Here is a 15,671-nt window from a genome sequence, read left to right as displayed (position 1 = left end):
TCAACCTCCTGCCACAGGGGACAACAACACCAAAGTACAATCTCGACTTAAAATGGTCTGCCTTGGAATAATGTCTTCACCGATTGCACAGGCACAGCGCTCTAGTAACCCATGTACAGCTGGGTACTGAGCAACGACATCCTTTAATACCGCTGCAACCGATGAATCAGGCTCACATTGCAGCGTTAAATTGGGCGGTAACTGACGTTCAATCGCACCAAAAGCCTCGATCTTCACTCTAATCACGTTGTTTAATTCCTGAGTCATCCTAACCTCCAATCATATGCATACTGATTTTTCGCACAGGCTGATGCAACTGCTGTTTTTGAATGGCATGAAAACCTTGCTCTTTATGCCAAACATAAGTTGAAAGTTTACTTTCTAAAACAAAGGATTCGTGCTGATTGAGTTGGGCAAGTTGCTGAATGTCTGACTTTAAATTTAAGCCTTGCTTAGCAAAAAGACAATTATAAAACTCACCCTGTGCATTCAACCGCAGTCGATCACACTCCCCACAAAACGAGTTGCTAATGGTAGAGATAATCCCAACCTTCCCACCATCTACCCGATAACTACGCGCTGGATTGGCACCTTGTCCTTCAAGCACTTGCACCGTAAATTGCGAGCTGAGTTGGGACAAAATCTCTTGTTCAGTGACGACATCGGCTTGCGACCAATTTTGATCGCCATCTAAAGGCATAAACTCAATAAAACGCAGTTCTGCCTTTTGCTGCTTTGCCCACTGCACCAAAGGGACAATTTGATCATCATTGATGCCTTTCATCAGCACGGTATTGATTTTGATATTAAAACCAAGCTGTTGTACAGCCTGAATGCCTTCCAGCACTGTATGTAGTTGTTTTTTGGTGAGGTGTTGAAATTGCTCGGCATCTAGACTGTCTAGACTAATATTTAAATCATCCAGCCCTGCTTGCTTTAAAGCAGTGGCATATTGTTTTAAATAATGACCATTGGTGGTCATGGAAATACGCTTCAGCCCCTGTTTTTTTAGGCTTTGTAGCTGTTCGATAAAATGTACCACACCTTGTCGCATCAACGGTTCACCACCCGTGATACGAATTTGCTCAATGCCATGCTGCACCATAAATTTGCAAAAATGGTAAAGTTCTTCAAAACTGAGCAAGTCGTGTTTTTTCATCCACTCGGGATGTTCAGGCATGCAATAGACACATTTAAAATTACAACGATCCGTCACCGAGATTCGTAGTTTTCGCTTTTCACGTCCAAACTGATCTTGGAATACTCTAACTGCGGATACATGGGTCATGCTGTTCATCTGTCTTGCCTATGCGTCCTTTGAGCGGTGTGGGTGCAATTCATATTTCACGCCCTATTTTCTGAAGTATATTTTGCAATAACTGTTCCAACTTTGTGCACTTTCTAAATTTTGAGTATTTCAGTTCACCGCCGCAATGAGTGATCACTGCTGCATACATTTATAATCTAAATAAAATAACGACTCCCTCTGAATTTATTTCAAATAATTGTTTTATAATAAATTTAATATCAAAATGAATACTTATTTGGTTCTTTTATAGATTTTTATTTAAACAGTCAAATCAGTTTATGGCAACATCTTCTACTCTCGACACAAACCTCCTCTCTTCAATATCTGAGGTATTTATAAAAAATTGAGTTGCCGATGCTGTTGTAACTCATCCAACGAGTTAATGCTGTGAAAAAACAGTGCATGATTTTTAAATCGTGCCACTTGTGGGTGCAGATCTGCAAAACACTGCCTTAAACTGCGCTGATTTTGTTCAAGGTGCTGAATCAATGTCGGTAGACTGCTCCGTTTTAACAAACAAAACGGATACAGTGCACGGTCATTGATTTCTACAATAACGACACCACAGTTCGGATCTTGTTGCATCGCCTGATGTAGCCGTGAAAACACTTTTTTCGGAATAAAAGTCACATCACAGGGTACGAACAGCACATAGTCTGATTGCACATGTGCCCATGCACTTTTCATCCCCATCAAGGGTCCTTGAAAGCCTGTTGCCTCATCTTCAAAAAAGCCAATCGACGGAATCAACCGCTCATAAATGGAATGATCCCGATGGCTGTTGACCCATACCTTGGTTGCTCGCGATTTTAGCTGCTGATGAATTTTGATAAGTTGAATTTCATCATCAAATTTTTGCAAGAGTTTATTGATACCATTCATACGGCGCGCCTGACCACCCGCCAAAATAACAACTTCAGTTTCTTGGTAACTCACGGGTTTGAATATTTTTCTTTTCATTCTACATCCTCCGTTTGACAAGCTTTGATCAGACCTCGAATTTCAGGTAAGCAAGAACCGCAATTGCCTCCTGCCTTTAAGCATGCAGTGACTTGTTTTTCATGGGTGATATTTTTTTCTTTAATGACATCGATAATACGATTTTTTCCGACTTTAAAGCAGCTACAAACCAGTGGGCCATCGCTATTAGTCATTGACATCGCTTGCCCTGCCAATAAAGCTTTCCGATGCATAGCACTTAAGCGTTCGCGCTTAAACAGACTTGCCACCCAGTCTCGATCTGGCAATAACGCTTTGGGCGCAATATACAGACTTGCAATGAGGTGTCCATCTTGTAACACCACACTATGACTGATATGAGCGGTTTGATCTTCTACATTGAGCCATTCAAAACTTTCATCATCAAAAGGCAATAAAGCTTTGAGTTGTTCTGTCGTTTCCGTAAAACGTCGACGGTCTGCCAGCTCATAACGAATAGCTTTGGACGTTTTGATTTTGGTCCACCAAATGCTTTGTTCAATACTTTGTTGTACCAAATGTTCAAAGCCCGTTCTGACATAAAACACACCCTGCCATTGCGTATAAAACGGATGAATCATCACAGGGGTATGTTTGAACTCAGGTTCTCCCGAAATAGCATCCACCACAGGATTCACCACTTTGCCAATCCGTGCATCTGATGCGAATTGATCACTCCAGTGAATCGGTGCAAAAATCTGTCCACGACGGATATTGTCACTGACTGCGGCTCGTAACACACAATTTCCCCAAGCCGATGTGATCTCCACCAATTCCCCATCTTTCAGACCATATTTCAGGGCATCATTTGGGTGAATTTCACAATAAGGTTCTGCTTTATGTGTGCTTAAATTGGCTGATAAACCTGTACGCGTCATGGTATGCCATTGATCACGGATACGTCCTGTATTAAGTACCAATGGATATTCGCTGCTGGTTGGGTTCACTGCACCAACTGCTGTTGTTGCAATAAACTTGGCTTTACCATCTGGGTGACTAAACTGACCATCTTTAAATAATTGAGCAAAAGTGTTTGGTTTGGTTTGGCCATTTTTCAAAGGTGCGAGCACAGGCCATTGCGTCGGTTCAAGCTCTTGGTAGTCATCAAATGAAATATTCGTCAGACCTGCCAAATTGAAATAGCGGAATGTTTCAGTCGATGAACGTAAAGCAATTTCTGCATTTTGATAAGCTGAGAGCTGGGCATGTTCTTTGAAAATGTCATGACTACTTTCAAAGTCAAAACCCTGAAATCCTAATTTTTTCGCAACTTGTGAAACTGACCACCAATCCGCTTGTGCTTGTTCTGGAATGTCTAAAAAAGCACGCTGTCTTGAAATACGGCGTTCAGAATTGGTGACTGTGCCATCTTTTTCACCCCAACCCAATGCGGGCAGTAGCACATCGGCATATTGCGTGGTATCGGTATCTAGACAAATGTCTGACACCACCACAAACTCACATTTCTCTAGTGCACGTTTCACCTGATCGGCATTGGGTAAACTCACCACAGGATTGGTCGCCATAATCCAAATGGCTTTAATTTTACCGCTTTCAACTGCTTCAAAAAGGTCGACGGCTTTTAAACCCACTTGCTTTGCAATCGTTGGGCTGTGCCAAAACTGCTGTACTAGTTGTTGATGCTTTGGATTATCCAAATCCATATGGGCAGCCAACATATTGGCAAGGCCACCCACTTCACGCCCGCCCATTGCATTCGGCTGACCAGTCATGGAAAAAGGCGCTGCGCCCAATTTCCCAATTTTGCCAGTTAACAAATGACAGTTGGTAATGCTATTGGCTTTGTCTACCCCACGTGAAGACTGATTCACACCCATTGAAAATAAGCTCATCACTTTTTCTGTTTGTGCAAATTTTTCAAAAAAGAGTGCTAATTTTTCAACAGAAATCCCCGTCCGTTCACTCACACTCGCTATGGATGCTTCAGAAGCACTGCTTGCCAACGCTTGTTCTAAGCCTTGAGTATGCTTTGCAATAAAATCGGTATCGGTATAATGATTGGTTGCTAAATACTGTAATAGACCATTGAACAGTGCAACATCTTGACCCGGTAAAATCGGTAAGTGTAAATCAGCCGCCTCACAGGTGGCAGTAAAACGCGGGTCAATCACGACGACAAAAATATCTCGCTCCTCTTTGGCTTTCATGATGCGTTGATACAGCACAGGATGACACCATGCAGTATTTGAACCCACCAAAACCACCATATCGGTATGTTCAAAATCACTATAACTGGCTGGAACTAAGTCTTCACCAAAAGCGCGTTTATGCGCAGCAACGGCTGAAGACATACACAACCGTGAATTGGTGTCTATATTGGCCGTACCCAAGTAACCTTTAACAAATTTATTGACCACATAATAGTCTTCAGTCAGCAGTTGACCTGAAACATAAAAAGCAATACTTTCAGGCCCATATTGATCGATATAATATTGAAATTTGTTGGCGATTAAATCTGTTGCGGTATCCCATGAACTTACTTCACGTTGCGGTTTACGCCCCAACATGGGATGTAAGACGCGCGTTTCTAAACCTACCGTGTCGGCTAAATTACTGCCTTTAATGCACAACTTTCCGAAATTAGATGGATGCTGAGCATCGCCCACTACAGACACTTTTTGCCCTAAAGCCGTTTCTTCAACAGTTGCTGTTACCCCACACCCCACCCCACAATATGGGCAGGTGGTTTGTGTGGTTGTAATCATTTTTTCTGTGGAGCTATGCAGTTCCATTACAGGGATACTATTCATTTCTGCTTCGCTCCTATTTGCCTTTCATTTATTTTTAATCACTCACAATGGCGTCTTTTCTTTTGTGTTTAGATTTAGGATTGCCCTTCGGTTCGACCTACTTTTCTTTTGGGAAAAGTAAGCAAAACCATTGTCATTCACAAAACTCGTCCCATACCACCTTCATCCCAACTTACTCGCAGAAACATTAATTTTCATAAGTAACCCTGCCTCAAACAAGTCGTGAATGACGTTTCCGCGTATCAAATTAACTATTAGAAAATCTATCCCCCTCCTTTCAAGAGGAGGTTTTTACCCTGCTTTTTTTAATGCAAAATCTTTACCAAATAGCAATTTATTGCGGATCGAAGAAATTGGGGTTTGATCCGAAATAAGTTCTGCATACCAAACTCCATCTTCAGTATCCCCAAACAACACTGCACCAACAACTTTATCCTTTTGAATAATAATACGTTTATAAATCTGACGTTTTTCATCATTTAAAATGATGTCTTCAAAGTCATCCTTTGGTTCAAAATTACCCGCTGAGAACACATCACAACCACTTACCTTTAACTGTGTTGGAACAGTTGGTGCTTTGAACGTTAAGCTGCCATGCTCCGCCAAATGTGAGGCACAAATGAACGCCTGCCCCCAAAGTGGCTCAACCAAGCCAAAAGTCTGGCTACGATGCTCAATACACTCCCCCACGGCGTAAATACTTGGGTCAAAAGTCTGCATGGTGTCATTCACCAACACACCACGGTTACAGCGCAGTCCTGCACTTTGTGCAAGTGCCATGTTCGGACGAATACCAACTGCAAAAACCACAAGATCCGCCGCTAAGACTGTACCGTCTTTCAAGCGAATTTGTGTGACATGACCATCTACACCCACCAATGCTTCAGTATTGGCCTCAGTGATAATGGAGATACCCTTTTGTTCAATACTATGGCGTAGCATTTGGCTGGCTTTACTGTCTAGTTGGCGCTCCATAATGCGATCCATCAGATGTAAAACGGTGACATTCATCCCACGTTGTTTGAGACCATATGCAGCTTCAAGTCCCAACAAACCACCGCCGATTACCACGGCGTTTTTCTTGGTCTTGCAGTAATCCAACATAGTGTTGATGTCGTAGATATCTCGGAAACTAATGACACCTTTCAAATCCGCTCCAGCAATTGGAGGAATGAACGGTTTCGAACCTGTCGCCAGGATCAAACGATCATAATCGACCACTTCGCCTTTTTCGGTATAGACCTGCTTACGAGGACGGTCTATACGTACCGCAGGATCACCCGCAATAAAACGAATTCCTTTGTCGCTATACCATGCATGTGGATGCAACATGATGTCATCGATGGTTTTCTCTCCTGATAACACTGGCGATAACATAATACGGTTGTAGTTTCCCCAAGGCTCTTCACCAATCACCGTCACTTCATAACGCTCTGGTGCCATGTCGAGCAAATCTTCCAGACAACGCATCCCCGCTAGGCCATTGCCAACCAGCACCAACTTCATTTTTTCCTGAGATGCACCTGTGTTGGTGATATAGGTTTTTTGTGGTGTCGGACTAATCCACACTCGACCATTTTCAATTTTGCTTGGAAAAACCAATAGTTTTTGATCTTTATCTTCCAAACAACGTCCCGTCGCCAAGCTAAAATGCTGTTTATAAATCGGGGATGCCACCACACGCTCGCCTTGTAAATCACCAATAATGCCGCGCGACATTACAAAAGCTTGGCTAAATGGGTCTTGGTTACTCAAGGCATATACCCGCTTTTCAGCACCGACACGAAAAATAGCAATTTGCTGATGTTCAATAAGTGCACCTACGCCAGTGTTTGGCGTTAGATCATCTAACGCACAGACATCAACCCAATCTAGCTCATTCATTTCTTTTAAAATTGTCATCATCTTGATCCTTTTTAAACTTTTTCATTCATTTATTCCCTCTATCTTTGCTTTTGAGAGAGTGCTGAAGAAAGAAGTTTGAATACCCTAATTTGTTAAGCTTCAACCACTGGAATACGGCTACGATCTCGTTCAGCCTCAGTTTTAGGACGAATCTGGCCACGAACTTCTGCAAACTGAATATGCGGATCTTGTTGTTGCTCAGCTTTGGCATTGATGAAAGTCACGAAGCGTTTACGTACTTCTGGGTCTTCAACAGCCGTACGCCATTCATCTTGATAAGTCCCCACCACATGGCTCATACGACGTTCGAGTTCAGCAGCTAGACCTAAAGAGTCATGCACAACCACATCTTTGAGATAATCTAAACCACCTTCCATGTTGTCGCGCCATACCGAAGTTCGTTGTAAACGATCTGCTGTTTGGATATAGAACATAAAGAAACGGTCGATGTACTTGATTAAAGTTTGTGTATCCAAGTCTGAAGCCAATAATTCTGCATGACGTGGTTTCATCCCACCATTACCACAGACATATAAGTTCCAGCCCTTTTCAGTCGCAATCACACCGACATCTTTACTTTGCGCTTCGGCACACTCACGGGTACAACCAGAGACTGCCATTTTTAATTTATGCGGTGAACGTAAGCCTTTGTAGCGATTTTCAAGGAAAATGGCCAAGCCCACAGAATCATCCACACCATAACGACACCACGTACTGCCGACGCAAGACTTTACTGTACGCAACGATTTCCCATACGCATGGCCTGACTCAAAGCCCGCAGTGATGAGCTTTTCCCAAATTTCAGGAAGTTGGTGAATTTGCGCGCCAAACATATCGACACGTTGTCCACCTGTAAGTTTGGTATATAAGCCATATTCTTTAGCAATTTGCCCCACAGCAATTAAGCCATCAGGCGTCACTTCACCACCGGCCATGCGTGGGACTACAGAATAAGAACCATCTTTTTGAATATTTCCTAGGTAGTAATCATTACTGTCTTGTAGGCCTGCATGGCTTGGTTTCAAAACAAAGTCATTCCAACACGATGCTAAAATATTGGCTGCAGTTGGCTTACAAATATCGCAGCCTAAACCATGACCATGTTGTTGAATCAGGTCATCAAAAGTTTTGATTTCATTAACCCGTACCAAGTGATACAGCTCTTGACGTGAGTAAGCAAAGTGTTCACAGATATGATTATTGACCGTAACGCCTTGGCGTTGTAATTCAGACTTCAATACTTGAGTGACCAGTGGCGCACATCCACCACACGCAGTGGCTGCTTTGGTACATTTTTTTAGGGCACCTAGAGACGTTGAGCCCTCGGCGATTGCACTGCAAATATCGGCTTTAGATACGTTATTACATGAGCAAATGGTTGCACTATCTGGCAATAAATCAACTCCACTGCCGCCAGATTTACTTGAGGATTGTGCATAACCTGGCATGATTAAACTTTCAGGATTTTCTGGAAGCACTAAACCATTCAGCATCATTTGTAGTAAGTCGTTGTACTCTTTTGCACAGCCCACTAAAACTGCGCCAAGTAACTTGGTTTTTTCGCCGTTCACCACGATTTTTTTATAAACTTGTGTATCTTCGTCGGCATAGAAATAACTGAGTGCATTCGATGTCATCGCATGTGCATCACCGACCGAAGCAACATCAACGCCCATCAGTTTCAACTTGGTGCTCATGTCTGCACCCGCAAATTCAGCACAAGCTTGTTCAGTGACATGTTTTGCTGCAATACGTGCCATGTCATAGCCCGGTGCCACCAGACCATAAATTTTGTTTTGCCACAGTGCACATTCGCCAATCGCGTAAATATCTGGATTCGACGTTTGGCAATAATCATTAATCATGATCCCGCCACGCTCCCCAAGCGCTAAACCACTTTGACGTGCCAACTCATCACGTGGGCGAATACCTGCTGAGAACAAAATGATGTCTGTTTCAAGCTCAGAACCATCTCCAAATTTCATCACATGCTTAGTCGTAGCACCCTCCTCAATTGATGAAGTCGCTTTTTGGGTATGGACTTTTACGCCTAAGTTTTCAATTTTTGCACGTAGAACCTTTCCGCCCAAGTCATCAATTTGAACCGCCATGAGACGCGGTGCAAACTCAACCACATGTGTTTCCAAGTTCAGATCCCGTAGCGCCTTAGCGGCTTCTAGGCCCAGTAAACCGCCACCAATCACCACACCCGATTTCGCATTGAGACTTGCAGCACGAATCGCATCTAAGTCTTCAATGGTTCGGTAAACAAAGCAGTTTTCACGGTCATTACCCGAAATAGGCGGAACAAAAGCGTATGAACCTGTTGCCAAGATTAATTTGTCAAAACCAAGAACATCACCATGATTCGTCGTCACCGTTTTATGGCTTTGATCAATTGCAACCGCTTTGGTGTTTAAACGTAAATCTATGCCATAAGCATCCGCAAAATCTGCACGACAAAGGGTTAAATCCTTTGCTGATTTACCACTGAAATACTCAGTCAAATGTACGCGGTCATAAGCCAAGCGCGGTTCTTCAGCCAAGATGGTAATTTCAACATCGTCACCCACATGTTCGAGTACTGATTCGATAAATTTGTGGCCAACCATGCCATGACCAATCATGATGATTTTCATATTCTTTCTCCGCAATATTTCATTTGTTCTACCTGAGCCTTGAGGCTTGGGTTTAATCTCTTTATTTAGTTTTGCGCTTCAGCAATGCTACGATCATGTACTGCTTGTTCGAATAAGCGCTGTTCCTTTTCTTTATGCTCAACAGAGAAGCGAATCATCAGGACAAAACTTGCAGCGATGACCACCAAGCCACCTAAAATCATCAGTGTGGTTTGAATATCCAACATACCTTTGAGTAGGAAACCTGCTGCCACTGCACCCACGTTACCCCCTGCGCCAATAATGCCTGCCACACCGCCCAAGGCATCGCGGTCAATGAAAGGAACCAAAGCATAAGTTGCACCACATGCCATGTGTGTGAACAATGCAAAGACTGTCATTGCAAGAATCGCAAAGATAGGGGTATTCATTTGAGAGAATAGGACGAGGAAAAGGCCTTCCAGCAAAATCATGCCAAACAACACTTTGGTACGACCATCAAGCCCTTTTTTGGTTGCGACTTTGTCTGACACAATGCCGCCCAGAGCACGAGCGAACAGTGCCAGTAAACCGAAAATACCTGCCGCCATTCCCGCTTCTTTTAAACCAAAGCTAAAGTGGTCAACGTAGTACATCGCGACAATGTTGTGAATAAAGATTTCAATTCCGAAACACGCGGCATAGGCACCAAATAGAATCCAAACACGGTAGTTTTTCGCAGCATGCATCAGAATCGCTACACCACCTTTTTTATCTGAACCAACACTGACGCCCTCTGCACGAAGTTCTTGGAAGTTGCCTTGTGGACAATCTTGAGTAAATTTCCAATACATCAAACCCACGATCAGCATCAAGACACCTGGAACGATCAGTGCAATTCTCCAGCCCATCGCTTGCTCTACACCAAACATCACCAAAGCACCGAGCATCAATGGCATGAGTACTTGTGTTGCACCACCGCCTGCATTACCCCAGCCTGCTGTCGCTGCGTTTGCAGTCCCGACTACGTTTGGCGCAAACATAATGCTGGTGTGATACTGAGTGATGACAAAGCTTGCCCCAATCGCACCAATCAATAGACGGAAGAACAAGAAGGATTCATAGCTATTTGCAGACGCTACTCCAAAGACTGGAATGCTGCCGAGTAGAAGAAGTGCGGTATAGGTTTTACGCGGACCGTATTTATCACACAATGGCCCCACAATAAGACGAACTAAAATGGTGATCGCGACAGCAGCAATATTAATATTGGCAATTTGATCTTTGGTTAAATGAAATTCACCCGCAATCACAGGCATCAACGGTGCACAAGCGAACCAAGCAAAGAAGCAAACAAAAAAGGCGAGCCAACTCATGTGGAAGGCTCTCATTGCTGCGCCGTTAAAACTGAAAAGACTTATTTTTGTTGCTTTTTTAGCATGTAAATTTGAAGACATAACCTTCTCCAGACTGAACTGAGCGTATAGTTTTTCTACAGCATAAACACTTGCTATGTAGAAGCGATCAGAACGGACGTCGTTGGCCGTCTTACAAATTTGATTTAGAGTCGTCTTTGACTCATTAGGGATAATGCAACGAGTATGCCAATATTTATAATTAAATTTTAATATATTGTTTTTTATTACTTTATTTAAAATAAGATCTTATAATTCGATATAAGCAGCTCTTTTTACTTTTAGAGCACAACAGCTAAGTTTTCCGACTTTTTAAAACCCTGCCACCTCTTGGTGCATTTTGCATTATGGATGAGCATCTGCTTTCTCTAATAAACGACATTGCTTTGTTCTAAGCACGACATCTAGAAATTCGCCCTTATATGTACAAATCGATTGAGAACATCAACACTTCGATTTACTTAACCCATATCCGCAATCGTCTTCATGCCAACATGCATACTTTGCTTGTAATCGCGACCATAAAGATTGACTGCCTGATTCGAGATAAAGCTGGCATTTGTTAAGTTTGGCATTTAAATTGCTTGTACACTTTTAGATCTCATTTTCAGGTTTTCCTGAGCACTGTACAGTATGCCTAAACTGAAAATTGCATTGATTGATGACAATCAAGAACGCGCACAATATATTCGAAGTTCCCTCATCGAACATGATTTCGATGTGGTTGCCTGCCTGATTATCGATCACATCAATATTAGCCGTCTTGAACAATTAAGTGCGGATGTCATTTTGTTAGATATGGACCACCCGCAACGTGACATCATTGAAAGCTGTGTAAGTCAATTTAACCTACCCACTGTTTTATTTACTAAAAATAGCCATAAAGACACCATTAAAAGTGCCATAGATGCTGGGGTGACGGCATATATAGTGGATGGGATCGATCCTTCAAAGTTAGAAAATATTTTAGAGATCTCGATCGAACAGTTTCGTAAACACAAAAAGTTGCTCACAGACTTACAAGACACCAAAAATAAACTCGCCGATCGTAAAGATGTGGAGCGTGCGAAAGTCTTGCTGATGCAATTACATGGACTATCTGAAGACGATGCCTTTCAATTACTGCGTAAAAATGCCATGAGCCACCGTATGACCATCGGTGAAATGGCAAGACGTCTGTTGGATGCTCAACAGCTTTTACAATCTCAACTCAAGGACTAAGTCATGGCTCAACTCGAAAAGTCACAACTTCATCTGGGCTATATTCCACTTTTAGACTGTGTTCCTTTACTGTGGGCTAAACAACGCGGTTTTTTTGAGGAAGTAGGCTTAGACGTAAGCTTAGTCAAAGAAGAGTCTTGGGCAAGCTTAAGAGATCGTTTGGCTTTTGGTTTTCTAGATGCCGCGCATTGTTTATCTGCCATGTTGCCTGCTGCTGCACTCGCTCAAGATCAACTCGGTATTCCGCTACAAACCCCTCTCGTCTTAAGCTACAACAGTGCTTTTATCAGCTTAAGCCAAAAACTATGCTACGCGCTTGATATCAAAAAAACTGACGAAGCAGCCACCACTGCACAGAAATTTTTTAGCGCCATGCAGCATGAACAGTATCTTCCGATTGCCCATGTGTTTAAGCAGTCTATTCATCATTATTGTTTACGTGAGTGGTTGGCGTTGGCCAATACTGAATTTGCCAAACGCGTACATCTCCGCACTTTACCGCCGCCCTATATGGTGGAAGCCATTTCAAACCAATTGATCGATGGTTTTTGTGTTGGGGAACCTTGGAACACACAAGCGGAAATTCAAGGCTATAGCCAAATCATTGCGACTGGCTCAGAAATTATTCCTCGCGTCGCAGACAAAGTACTGGCTGTGACTCAAGAATGGGCTATCTCCAATCCCAATACAATTGCAGCCCTCGTCCAAGCCATCCAAAAAGCACAAGTTGAACTTAAACAAATGCAAGATCTTGAGCCTGTTTGGCAAGTCTTGGTCGATTACAACATCATTCGTTTTGCGTGTTCAGCAAGTGTTCACGTTGAAAAATATCATCTGATTCAGAACATCATTCGTGGTTTTATTCCCGAACAAGCCCAGCCTCAAGTTTCGGATTTTGTTTGGCTCACACAGCAAATGCAAAAATGGGATGATGTACATTTAGAAAGTGATGAAATTCACAGCATTAGTGAAAATTGCGTCATTCAAACAAAAACTTGATTGTTAAATTATTACTATATGTTACTTAATCCGTAATTACTCACTATTTTGAAACATTTATTCTAAATAATATTTTGAAATAAATCAGTGATCTAACTTTACTGCCACTTTACTAGATATTTTTCTTTAGCTTCCATTTATCTGAGCGTGCTATTTACTCATGCGAAAAGCACGCTAAGATCTTTTAAAACATGAAAACAATAGATAAATAATCTTCATCACCACTTCTTTTTTAAACGTCAAACTAACTTAGGGACAGCGGGGTGTATTATGTTTACCGAGAAAAATCGACATGTTTCTTTATTACATGCGATTAACAAAATACTGCTTAAAGACTGGGATCCCCTGTGTATCTATCGCAATCCTGCACTACAAGATGAGTATGAGGAATACTTACCCAGTTTATTCCGGTTCATTTGTGAACAAGCCAGTGAAACTGAAATTTTTGAATATTTATGGTGGGTGGAAAATAAGGTTATGGAAGTCAAAGGGAATAAGACCCATACTTTAAAAATTGCACATTTGTTGAAAGATTTACAGAAAGACTAAGCCGAGTTTACGCTTGTAAATGCTCAATCAAATCGGTCACCATGTTGCTGTTGACGCAATACTCTTAAGTCTGCAAGCCCAGTATAAATTTCTGCTGCAATCAAGTCGCGGAACTGCTGTAACTGTTCTAGGTTTTCAATATGCATCAAACTTTGTCTAGGCATAAACTTAAAATAAAAAGGCAAGCGTTTCGGAATCAAATGTTTTGGTAAAGATGGAATCACCTCCCCTTTACGCAGCAGGCGACTTAACTGCGGCACTTGTAGCAACTTTTGAAAATATTGGTGCTGAACAACTTTATTAGCATCAAAACCAATATCAAAGACTTCATCTCCGCCTAACGCGGCAAAGGGTACAATGTCATAGCCAAATTCTTGAGCGAGCTTTAAAAAGCCGTAACGTTGTTTCCAAATCAGGTGGTACTGTTCGCCTTCACGTTTTAGAACTTCGCGTCCGCCACCAGGAAAAACCAAAATAGAATAGCCTTGTTGCATGGCTTCACGCACATAGACTGGAACGCCATCGACCGCACCAAATTTTTTCACCACACTGCGCCACAGTGGCAAATAAAAATGGCTATGATCAGCAATACTGACCACAGCCACTTGATGCTCATTGTAGAGATAATCAATCAACATAGGTGAATCAAGCACACCATATAAGGAATGATTTCCTACATACATTGCAGGTTGTGATGCATCTAACTGTTCAGCACCAATAAATGTCGGTGTGAAATAAACTTTGGATAAAGCACTCAGGCGTTTAATCCATTTTGCATCATGCTCAACCTGCAACATACGGGCTTATGCGACGTGTTTTTTCACAAGCACAGCACCAACAGAGTAACCCGCGCCAAATGAACACAAGACACCGTATTCACCATCATTGACTTGGTCTGCTGTGCGGTGCAACGCAATAATGACACCTGCTGAAGAGGTATTTGCAAATTCATCTAAAATGATCGGCACTAAATCAGGCTGAGCATTTTCTTTGCCTACGACCAGTTTCAGAATCAGCTCATTCATGCTGGCATTGGCTTGGTGTAACCAGAAACGCTTCACATCAGTCGGTGCAATGTTGTTTTTCTCAAGTTGCACTGTAATCATTTTGGCAACCAGTGGACAAACTTCTTTGAACACTTTACGACCATCTTGAGCAAAACGATTATTTTCAATGTCTGCATCGACTTCACTTAAGTTTAGGAAACCAAAGTTATTGCGGATGTTATTTGAAAACTGTGTGAATAAGTTAATGTCTTCAATTTCAAAACCAGTTTTGCTGTCGGTTTCTTCAATGATTGAAGCCGTTGCAACATCCCCAAAGATAAAGTGGCAATCACGTGAACGGTAGTCGGTATGACCAGAGGTGATTTCTACATTCACCAATAATACACGGCGTCCGCCCGCTTTAATCGCATCATACGCTTGTTTAATGCCAAAGGTTGCGGCCGAACATGCCACATTCATGTCGTAGGCATAGCCTTGAATACCCAATGCTGTTTGGATTTCAATTGCAACAGCTGGATAAGCACGCTGTAAATTAGAGCACGATAAAATTACCACATCGATATCTTCTGCAGTTACGCCTGCATTTTCCATCGCTTGTTTTGCAGCGATCACGCCCCATTCGGCTTGAATCGAGAGTTCATCATTTGAACGTTCATGTAACAATGGACGTAAACGCTTCGGATCTAAGATCCCTGTTTTCTCAACCACATAACGACGTTTTACACCAGATGCTTTTTCAATAAACTCTGCACTTGACCCACGACGGGCTTCCAACTCGCCCGAAGCAATTTTGTCAGCATTGTCTAAGTTATACTGTTCCACATAAGCATTTAAACTTTCAACTAACTCTTCATTGGTAATGATGTCTTCAGGATGATAAAGACCCGTACCTGTAATGCGGATGCCCATGTAAAACTCCT

12 protein-coding genes are annotated in these 15,671 nt (G+C 42.3%); 3 read left to right on the top strand and 9 right to left on the bottom strand.

Translation table 11 applies throughout. The features are described 5' to 3' along the window. The 7 genes from AC4MC0_RS05745 to AC4MC0_RS05715 form a co-directional block, all read right to left on the bottom strand. The gene (locus AC4MC0_RS05745; protein ID WP_491887350.1) at positions 1-267 is read right to left on the bottom strand and encodes a MoaD/ThiS family protein; all 267 of its coding nucleotides are present in this window, start codon (positions 265-267) and stop codon (positions 1-3) included. Position 268: 1 nt separating this feature from the next. Then, a complete protein-coding gene (gene moaA / locus AC4MC0_RS05740; RefSeq protein ID WP_125273473.1) occupies positions 269-1,297 on the bottom strand; it encodes a GTP 3',8-cyclase MoaA in 1,029 nt (342 codons plus the stop codon). A gap of 345 nt (positions 1,298-1,642) precedes the next feature. Beyond that, positions 1,643-2,269, bottom strand: coding sequence for a molybdenum cofactor guanylyltransferase (gene mobA, locus AC4MC0_RS05735; RefSeq protein ID WP_491887349.1), 627 nt, complete (start codon positions 2,267-2,269; stop codon positions 1,643-1,645). Continuing rightward, positions 2,266-5,058, bottom strand: a complete 2,793-nt coding sequence (locus tag AC4MC0_RS05730; protein WP_491887348.1) for a molybdopterin-dependent oxidoreductase — start codon at positions 5,056-5,058, stop codon at positions 2,266-2,268. The genes mobA and AC4MC0_RS05730 overlap by 4 nt, the downstream gene beginning before the upstream one ends. A gap of 291 nt (positions 5,059-5,349) precedes the next feature. Next, positions 5,350-6,960, bottom strand: a complete 1,611-nt coding sequence (nirD, locus tag AC4MC0_RS05725) for a nitrite reductase small subunit NirD (RefSeq protein ID WP_335997939.1) — start codon at positions 6,958-6,960, stop codon at positions 5,350-5,352. Between the two features lie 95 nt (positions 6,961-7,055). Further along, on the bottom strand, positions 7,056-9,602 hold the full coding sequence (gene nirB, locus AC4MC0_RS05720) for a nitrite reductase large subunit NirB (RefSeq protein ID WP_491887347.1): 2,547 nt from the start codon (positions 9,600-9,602) through the stop codon (positions 7,056-7,058). A gap of 65 nt (positions 9,603-9,667) precedes the next feature. Continuing rightward, positions 9,668-11,017, bottom strand: coding sequence for an MFS transporter (locus tag AC4MC0_RS05715; RefSeq protein ID WP_335997789.1), 1,350 nt, complete (start codon positions 11,015-11,017; stop codon positions 9,668-9,670). 591 nt (positions 11,018-11,608) lie between these two features. Between AC4MC0_RS05715 and AC4MC0_RS05710 the strand changes: the two genes are divergently transcribed. The 3 genes from AC4MC0_RS05710 (at position 11,609) to AC4MC0_RS05700 (ending at position 13,744) form a co-directional block, all read left to right on the top strand. Then, positions 11,609-12,196 carry an ANTAR domain-containing response regulator gene (locus tag AC4MC0_RS05710; RefSeq protein ID WP_004696311.1) on the top strand — a complete coding sequence of 196 codons (588 nt, stop codon included), beginning with the start codon at positions 11,609-11,611 and terminating at the stop codon, positions 12,194-12,196. A gap of 3 nt (positions 12,197-12,199) precedes the next feature. Next, positions 12,200-13,195, top strand: coding sequence for an ABC transporter substrate-binding protein (locus AC4MC0_RS05705; protein WP_125273478.1), 996 nt, complete (start codon positions 12,200-12,202; stop codon positions 13,193-13,195). Between the two features lie 270 nt (positions 13,196-13,465). Then, entirely contained in the window at positions 13,466-13,744 is a 279-nt protein-coding gene (locus AC4MC0_RS05700) for a hypothetical protein (RefSeq protein WP_125273479.1), read from the top strand. A 23-nt stretch (positions 13,745-13,767) separates the two neighbouring features. Here AC4MC0_RS05700 and AC4MC0_RS05695 read toward each other — a convergent pair whose 3' ends face one another. Continuing rightward, a complete protein-coding gene (locus AC4MC0_RS05695; RefSeq protein ID WP_125273480.1) occupies positions 13,768-14,541 on the bottom strand; it encodes a 1-acyl-sn-glycerol-3-phosphate acyltransferase in 774 nt (257 codons plus the stop codon). Positions 14,542-14,547: 6 nt separating this feature from the next. Further along, positions 14,548-15,660: a beta-ketoacyl-ACP synthase III gene (locus AC4MC0_RS05690; protein ID WP_279665292.1), complete on the bottom strand. Its 1,113-nt coding sequence runs from the start codon at positions 15,658-15,660 to the stop codon at positions 14,548-14,550. Positions 15,661-15,671 lie beyond the last annotated feature (11 nt).

The organism is Acinetobacter sp. CAU_H_S139_7 (assembly GCF_058599305.1).
Note: the sequence above shows the minus strand (reverse complement) of the source record. Positions and strands in the feature narration are given on the sequence as shown.